Source organism: Streptomyces sp. NPDC003016, assembly GCF_053591455.1.
Map to the genome: position 1 here is coordinate 1 of NZ_JBSFTV010000086.1, position 6,703 is coordinate 6,703.

At 72.6% G+C, this 6,703-nt stretch carries 9 protein-coding genes; 3 read left to right on the forward strand and 6 right to left on the reverse strand.

Annotated elements, in window-relative coordinates; translation table 11 throughout:
• Nucleotides 1-359: 359 nt before the first annotated feature.
• Together ACWDZ4_RS34845 and ACWDZ4_RS34850 are read right to left on the reverse strand one after the other, a co-directional pair.
• Nucleotides 360-986: a YigZ family protein gene (locus tag ACWDZ4_RS34845; RefSeq protein WP_451512392.1), complete on the reverse strand. Its 627-nt coding sequence runs from the start codon at nucleotides 984-986 to the stop codon at nucleotides 360-362.
• A 31-nt stretch (nucleotides 987-1,017) separates the two neighbouring features.
• Nucleotides 1,018-1,572, reverse strand: coding sequence for a DoxX family protein (locus tag ACWDZ4_RS34850; protein ID WP_451512393.1), 555 nt, complete (start codon nucleotides 1,570-1,572; stop codon nucleotides 1,018-1,020).
• A gap of 194 nt (nucleotides 1,573-1,766) precedes the next feature.
• On the opposite strand from ACWDZ4_RS34850, the gene ACWDZ4_RS34855 reads away from it, so the two are divergent.
• Entirely contained in the window at nucleotides 1,767-2,174 is a 408-nt protein-coding gene (locus ACWDZ4_RS34855) for a CoA-binding protein (RefSeq protein ID WP_451512394.1), read from the forward strand.
• Between the two features lie 57 nt (nucleotides 2,175-2,231).
• On the opposite strand, the gene ACWDZ4_RS34860 is transcribed toward ACWDZ4_RS34855, so the two are convergent.
• Together ACWDZ4_RS34860 and ACWDZ4_RS34865 are read right to left on the reverse strand one after the other, a co-directional pair.
• Nucleotides 2,232-2,786, reverse strand: coding sequence for a YbaK/EbsC family protein (locus ACWDZ4_RS34860; RefSeq protein ID WP_451512395.1), 555 nt, complete (start codon nucleotides 2,784-2,786; stop codon nucleotides 2,232-2,234).
• 43 nt (nucleotides 2,787-2,829) lie between these two features.
• Nucleotides 2,830-3,402, reverse strand: coding sequence for a helix-turn-helix domain-containing protein (locus ACWDZ4_RS34865; RefSeq protein WP_451512396.1), 573 nt, complete (start codon nucleotides 3,400-3,402; stop codon nucleotides 2,830-2,832).
• A 94-nt stretch (nucleotides 3,403-3,496) separates the two neighbouring features.
• Between ACWDZ4_RS34865 and ACWDZ4_RS34870 the strand changes: the two genes are divergently transcribed.
• Complete coding sequence (locus ACWDZ4_RS34870) at nucleotides 3,497-4,363, forward strand: EamA family transporter (RefSeq protein WP_451512397.1); 867 nt, start codon at nucleotides 3,497-3,499, stop codon at nucleotides 4,361-4,363.
• A gap of 22 nt (nucleotides 4,364-4,385) precedes the next feature.
• On the opposite strand, the gene ACWDZ4_RS34875 is transcribed toward ACWDZ4_RS34870, so the two are convergent.
• Nucleotides 4,386-5,150, reverse strand: coding sequence for an acyltransferase (locus ACWDZ4_RS34875; RefSeq protein ID WP_451512398.1), 765 nt, complete (start codon nucleotides 5,148-5,150; stop codon nucleotides 4,386-4,388).
• 159 nt (nucleotides 5,151-5,309) lie between these two features.
• On the opposite strand from ACWDZ4_RS34875, the gene ACWDZ4_RS34880 reads away from it, so the two are divergent.
• Nucleotides 5,310-5,840 carry a gamma carbonic anhydrase family protein gene (locus ACWDZ4_RS34880; RefSeq protein ID WP_451512399.1) on the forward strand — a complete coding sequence of 177 codons (531 nt, stop codon included), beginning with the start codon at nucleotides 5,310-5,312 and terminating at the stop codon, nucleotides 5,838-5,840.
• Nucleotides 5,841-5,856: 16 nt separating this feature from the next.
• Here the strand turns inward: ACWDZ4_RS34880 and ACWDZ4_RS34885 are convergent, their stop codons facing one another.
• Complete coding sequence (locus ACWDZ4_RS34885; protein WP_451512400.1) at nucleotides 5,857-6,564, reverse strand: DedA family protein; 708 nt, start codon at nucleotides 6,562-6,564, stop codon at nucleotides 5,857-5,859.
• Between the last annotated feature and the right edge of the window lie 139 nt (nucleotides 6,565-6,703).

Sequence of the window (6,703 nt, forward strand, 5' to 3'; positions counted from 1 at the left end):
CCGCCCGTCGACCGCCCGCAGGACGGGCAGCATGGTCCGTACGACGAAGGGCACACCCACCAGCGCCTGCGCCAGCGGCACCAGGATCCACGACGGGCCGCCGCCGTGCGGCCCGGAAGTCCGGCGCCGGGTCCTGGTGCGCCCCCTGAGGCGCCGGGAGCGTACCGCCCGCGAAGCCGTTCGCGTGGCGCTTCCCCGATCCGGCCGGTCGAGTCCCGGGGCACAGGGGAGCCCTCACCCCGTCGTGACGGTCCGTCACGCGAGGTCACGGTCGCTCCGGCTGTCCGGCAGTACGCCGGCGCCCGGCGCACCGGGGCTCCGGGGCGTGCCGGGGCTCAAAGGCACGCCGGCGTTCGCCCTCAGGCGTCGCCGTACGCCTCTCCGCCGAGCTCGAACCCCGCCGTGCCCGCCGTGGCGTCGGCCAGCCAGGCGCGGAAGGGCTCGACGTCCGCCTCCGGCAGCCCGACCTCGATCGCGACCGCATCGGCGTACCGCACCTCGCGCACCGCGCGTCCGGTCGCCCGCAGGTCGTTCTCCAGCTTTCCGGCCCGCTGGTGGTCGACGGTGACGGTGGCGAGCCGGAAGCGCTGCCGGGTGATCGTGCCGAGGGCGTCCAGGGCTTCGCCGACCACACCGCCGTACGCCCTGATCAGCCCGCCCGCGCCGAGTTTCACGCCGCCGTAGTAGCGGGTGACGACGGCGACGGCGTACCGCACCTCGCGCCGCATCAGCATCTGGAGCATCGGTACACCGGCCGTGCCGCCCGGTTCGCCGTCGTCGCTCGCCTTCTGCACGGAGGCGTCCGCGCCGATGACGTACGCGTAGCAGTTGTGCGACGCCGCCGGGTGTTCCCGGCGGACGCGCGCGACGAAGTCCTGCGCCTCCCGCTCGGTCGCGGCGGGTGCGAGCGCGCAGAGGAAGCGCGATCGGTTGATCTCGGCTTCGTGCACACCCGGGCGGGCGACGGTCCGGTACTGCTCCTGCATTCGGCCCACCCTATGCGCAGGTCAAGGGGCGCTACTTCCGGAGCAGCAGGACGACGACGGCGACCACCAGTCCGACGGCCACGGCGGCGGCGCCGTACGCGAGCCGGTGGGTGCGCAGGCCGGGCAGGAAGCGGTCTGCGGCGTACCGGCCGGGACCGGTCAGCGTGAGCGCGACCGCGGCCGCCGTGAGGAGCACCTCGTACTCGACGCCCTCGGGGGCGAAGAAGCCGCCGCCCCACTTCACCGCGAGCACGTTGACCATGGTGCCGACGAGGGCCGCGCCGGCCAGCGGGGTGAGCAGACCGAGGACGAGCCCGAGGCCGCCGAGCGTCTCGGTGAGACCGGCCACGGCCGCCATCGCCTCGCCGGCCGGGTAGCGGCTCGCGGTGAAGAACTGGCCGGTCCCTTCGAGCCCGCCGCCGCCGAACCAGCCGAAGAGCTTCTGCGTGCCGTGCGCGGCCATGGTCAGGCCGAGGGCGAGACGGAGTACGAGCAGGCCGGTGTCGTAGCCGTGGGGCGAGGGGGTGCGGCGGGCAGCGGTGCCGCTGATGACGGGGACGCCGAGGGTGCTGGTGGGGGGAGTCATGTGAGGGGCTCTCCTGTGGGGTCGGGCCGGTCGGAGTTACTTGAAACTTCAAGTCACACATCGCGACGATACACAGCGGTACAACCTTGAACAACAACGCGCGGGTGAGCAGACCGGCACGGCGCCCCGGGAATGCCCGCGGGGCGTCGCCCGTTGGTCACCACAAGTGACCTTCCGACCCCAGGAGGCAGGGCGTGTACGGCGACCCGGCAACGATCCGCAAGATCCTCACGCAGTCCGGCGACACCTGGGCGGTGGTGGGCCTGTCCGGCAACCGGTCGCGGGCGGCGTACGGCGTCGCCGAGGTCCTCCAGCGCTACGGCAAGCGCATCGTGCCGGTCCACCCGAAGGCCGAGCCGGTCCACGGCGAACAGGGATACGCGTCACTGGCCGACATCCCGTTCCCGGTCGACGTCGTGGACGTGTTCGTCAACAGCGACCTCGCGGGCGGCGTCGCGGACGAGGCGGTGGCGGTCGGTGCCCAGGCGGTGTGGTTCCAGCTCGGGGTCGTCGACGAAGCCGCCTGCGAACGCACCCGCGCCGCCGGTCTGGACGTGGTCATGGACCGCTGCCCGGCGATCGAGATCCCCCGGCTCGGCTGACGGCCGTCCGGGCCGGGAGCGCGCCGCCGGAGCCGGGACGCGCCGCCGGACGGGATTTCAGACGCCGAGCCCGTCGATGACGACCGCGCCCGGCAGCCCCGCGAAGGCCTTGCCGGGCAGGATGAGCTTGCCCCTGCGGCGGCCGCTTCCGATCAGGACCCACGGGACGCCGGTGACGGCGGAGTCCACGAGCAGCGGCCAGCCGGCGGGCAGCCCGACCGGCGTGATGCCGCCGTACTCCATGCCGGTCTCGCCGACGGCCGTGTCCATCGGGGCGAACGACGCCTTGCGCGCGCCGAGGTGCTTGCGGGCCGCGCCGTTCACGTCCACGCGCGTACGGGAGAGGACCACGCAGGCGGCCAGCGCGCTCTCGCCGCCCCGCTTGCCCGCGACGACCACGCAGTTCGCCGAGGCGTCGAGAAGCCCGGCGCCGTAGTGCTCGGCGAAGGCCGCCGTGTCGGCGATCTCCGGGTCGGTGTCGACGTAGATCAGCTGGTCGGCGGGTACGTCGTTGCTCCACGTGCGCACGGCCTCCGCGACCGGCGCGGTCAGCAGGCCGAGGCAGTCGGGGGCGGGCGTGGCGTGGTCGAAGCCTCCGAGAGGTGCGCGCATGGGCAGACGCTAACACCCGTCCCCGGAAGACGTGTTGGCCGTCTCAGCGTACGGGCGGAATCGATACGGCCATCGTCATCTCGACCGTCTCGGTGCCTTCGTTGCGGTACGCGTGCGCCACGTTCGCCTCGAACGTCGCGGAGGTCCCCGCCGGCACGGAGTGCGGCTCGCCGTCGACCACGAGGGTCAGCTCGCCCGCGGTGACGTGCAGCAGTTCGACGGTCCCGCCGGGGTGCGGGTCGGACGCGCTGCTGTCGCCCGGCACCAGCCGCCAGGCCCACAGCTCCAGCGGGCCACGGGTCTCGGTGCCGACGAGCAGCGTGGTGTGGCTGCCCGCGTCCGTGGCCCACATGCGGACCGCCTGTTCCCGCGGTACGAGCCGGACCTGCTTGCCCTGGTCGTAGTCGAGCAGGGTGGTGATGCTGACGCCGAGCGCGTCGGCGAGTTTCACCGTGGTGCCGACGCTCGGGTTCGTACGCGCCTGCTCGATCTGGATGATCATGCCGCGGCTGACGCCCGCGCGGGCGGCCAGCGCGTCCAGCGTGAAGCCGCGCTCGGCCCGCCAGTGTTTGAGGTTGCGGGCGAGCGACTGCGTGAGCTGGTCGAGGTCCGACACATTCCGTCCAATATTTTGGATGACATAGTTCAATGGACTGCACTACGGTCTGGTGTACCGACCCGTTCACCACACTGTACTGCGAGGCCCCGTCATGACAGCACTCTTCGCCCTGGCCACCAGCTTGCTCTGGGGACTGGCCGACTTCGGCGGCGGGCTGCTCACCCGGCGTACGCCCGCACTGACCGTCGTCGTCGTGTCCCAGTCCATCGCCGTGGTGGTGCTGGGCGCGGTCGTCGTCGCGACCGGCGGCTGGAGCGAGGCCGGGCCGCAACTGTGGTTCGCGGTGGCCGCGGGCGCGGTCGGGCCCGTCGCGATGCTGTGCTTCTACAAGGCCCTCGCGCTGGGCCCGATGGGCGTCGTCTCACCGCTGGGGTCGGTGGGCGTCGCCGTGCCCGTCACGGTCGGCCTGGTCCTCGGAGAGCGTCCCGGGCTGATCCAGTTCGCCGGAATCGCGGTCGCAATCGCCGGAGTGGTGCTGGCGAGCGGTCCGCAGCTGCGCGGTGCGCCGGTGCAGCGGCAGGCGATCGTACTGACGCTGGTCGCGGCGGTCGGCTTCGGTGCGGTGCTGGCCCTGATCGCCGAGGCGTCCACCACCCTGGTGGGGCTGTTCCTCGCGCTCTTCGTCCAGCGCGTGACCAACGTGACGGTCGGCGGCGCGGCGCTGTACGCGTCGGTCAGGCGCGGCGCCAGGGCCCTTCCCGAGGACGGCGGGATGCGCGTGATCCGGTCCGCGCTGCCCGCTCTGGCGTTCGTCGGTCTCGCCGACGTCGCGGCGAACGGCACGTACTCCATCGCCGCCCAGACCGGTCCGGTCACCGTCGCCGCCGTACTGGCCAACCTCTACCCGGTCGTCACGGCGCTGTGCGCCCTCGCCCTCCTCAAGGAACGGCTGCGCGGAGTGCAGGCGGCGGGCGCCGGGCTGGCGGTGGTGGGCACGGTGCTGCTCGCCGCGGGGTGAGCGGACCGGCGTCCGCCGCGGCTCACTCGGCGGCCCCGGCCTCCAGCTCGGCCAGCGCCAGCAGTTGCTCCGGAGTGACGCCCTCCGGGATCGGTACGGGGGCGGGCGTGCGCAGCGGCGGCTGCCAGCCCTTCGCCGCGTCCCAGCTGCGTACGATCCGGGCGGGCGCCCCGGCCACCACCGCGTGGTCGGGCACCTCGCCCCGTACGACCGCGCCCGCCGCGACGACGACGTTGCGGCCGAGCCGGGCACCCGGGAGGATCACGGCTCCGGTGCCGATCCAGCAGCCGGGGCCGATCTCCACCGGGTCCATGCGGGGCCACTGCTTGCCGACGGGGACGTCGGGATCGTCGTAGCTGTGGTTCGTGGACGTCACGTACACGAACGGGCCGAAGTAGCAGTCGTCCGCGATGGTCACCGTCGTATCGGCGATGACATGGCTGCCGCGGCCGAGGACCACACCGTTGCCGAGCCGCAGGATCGGGTCGGGGCCGAGGTCGAGACCGGGCATCATGCCGGCGGTCAGGGTGACCTGCTCGCCGATGATGCAGTGGTCGCCGAGGTGGATCCACTCCTCGCCGAACACGGTGCCCTGCGGGAAGGCGAGCTTGGTTCCGGTGCCGATCGCTCCGAAGCGCAGCCGCCCCGGGCGCTCCGCGCTGACCGCTCCGGCCTGCTGCACCCAGCGCCATCCGGCGTGCACGGCGCCGGTCACCAGGCGGCGGCGCCAGGCGGCCAAGGTGGACGGCGCGGACAACGATGAGAACGTGTTTCTGTTCTTCGGCACGCGCACACGGTAGTCGGCGGGACGCCGGGACCCGGAGCGGCCTGCTGTGATGTTCGCCCCATCCCCTACCCCGTCCCACCCGGTATCCAGGGGCCCGAGGGCGTCACTTACGGTTCCCCTGGCGCGACCGGGCAGCGACGAGGCACCAAGGAGCACGCGATGGCACAGCAGGCTTTGATCACCGGCGTCGGCGGCAAGGTCCCGCGGATCGACCCGTCGGCCTTCGCCGCGCCGACGTCCGTCGTGATCGGGGACGTCACGCTGGGCGCGGGCGCCAGCGTCTGGTACCACGCCGTGCTGCGCGCCGACTGCGGACCGGTCGTCCTCGGCGCCGACAGCAACATCCAGGACAACTGCACGGTCCATGTGGACCCGGGCTTCCCCGTCACGGTCGGCGACCGCGTCTCCGTCGGGCACAACGCCGTACTGCACGGGTGCACGGTCGAGGACGGCGTACTGGTCGGCATGGGCGCCACGGTGCTCAACGGCGCGCACATCGGCGCCGGTTCGCTGATCGCCGCGCAGGCGCTCGTGCCGCAGGGCATGCGCGTGCCCCCGGGCTCGCTGGTCGCCGGCGTACCCGCCAAGGTGAGGCGGGAGCTGACGGCGGAGGAGCGCGAGGGCATCGAGCTGAACGCCGCGATGTACCTGGAGCTGGCCAGAAACCACCGCGAGGCGCACGCGGGCTAGGCGCGGGGCGAAGCCGTCAGTCGGCGGCCGCCGCGACCTTCTCCGGCGCGGTGGCCACCGGCTCCTCCCCCGCCTGCGACCGGGCCTCGGACCGGGTGGCGGACCGGGCCTCGGCCTGGGCGGCGGCCTTCTTCGCGCGGCTCTTGAGCACGAGCATCGAGGTGACGCCGAACAGCACGGCCAGCACCAGGCCCAGCCACGAGAAGCGCTTGAGCCACGCCTCCGCGACCACACCCACCGAGTAGATGACGGCGGTGGTGCCGCCCGCCCACAGGATGCCGCCGAAGACGTTGGCGATGAGGAACTTCCAGTACGGCATGCGCAGTACGCCAGCGAGCGGTCCCGCGAAGATCCGCAGCAGGGCGACGAAGCGGCCGAAGAAGACCGCCCACATGCCCCACTTCTCGAAGGAACGCTCCGCCATGGCGATGTTGGTCTCGCCGAAGTGCTTGGGGAACTTGCGGCCCAGTTTCGCGAGCAGCGGCCTGCCGCCCTTGCGTCCGATCGCGTAACCGATCGAGTCACCGATGATGGCGCCCGCCGTGGCGCACGCGCCGAGGACGTACGGGTCGATGTCGCCGTGCTGGGAGGCGAGCAGGGCCGAGCTGACGAGAACGATCTCGCCCGGCAGTGGAATGCCCAGACTTTCCAGCCCGATGACAACCCCCACCAGGAGGTAAATGCTGACCGCCGGGATGGTCTCGAGCCACTCCGTGATGTGCAACGCCGGTTCCTGTCGTCGTGGAGGGTGCGGCTGCCCGCCGTGCGCCGGCGGTCGCGGAGGTGATGAAGCAGTCACCGATGTACGAGCTGTACGCGCGGCTGGCGCCCCGGCCGGCGGACTGGCCGGTCCTGATCGGCAA

Bases quoted from the DNA above. Each gene is read 5' to 3' on its own strand.
- ACWDZ4_RS34860 (WP_451512395.1), bottom strand. From the start codon at position 2,786: ATGCGCGCACCTCTCGGAGGCTTCGACCACGCCACGCCCGCCCCCGAC.
- ACWDZ4_RS34845 (WP_451512392.1), bottom strand. From the start codon at position 986: ATGCAGGAGCAGTACCGGACCGTCGCCCGCCCGGGTGTGCACGAAGCC.
- ACWDZ4_RS34880 (WP_451512399.1), top strand. From the start codon at position 5,310: ATGGCACAGCAGGCTTTGATCACCGGCGTCGGCGGCAAGGTCCCGCGG.
- ACWDZ4_RS34850 (WP_451512393.1), bottom strand. From the start codon at position 1,572: ATGACTCCCCCCACCAGCACCCTCGGCGTCCCCGTCATCAGCGGCACC.
- ACWDZ4_RS34870 (WP_451512397.1), top strand. From the start codon at position 3,497: ATGACAGCACTCTTCGCCCTGGCCACCAGCTTGCTCTGGGGACTGGCC.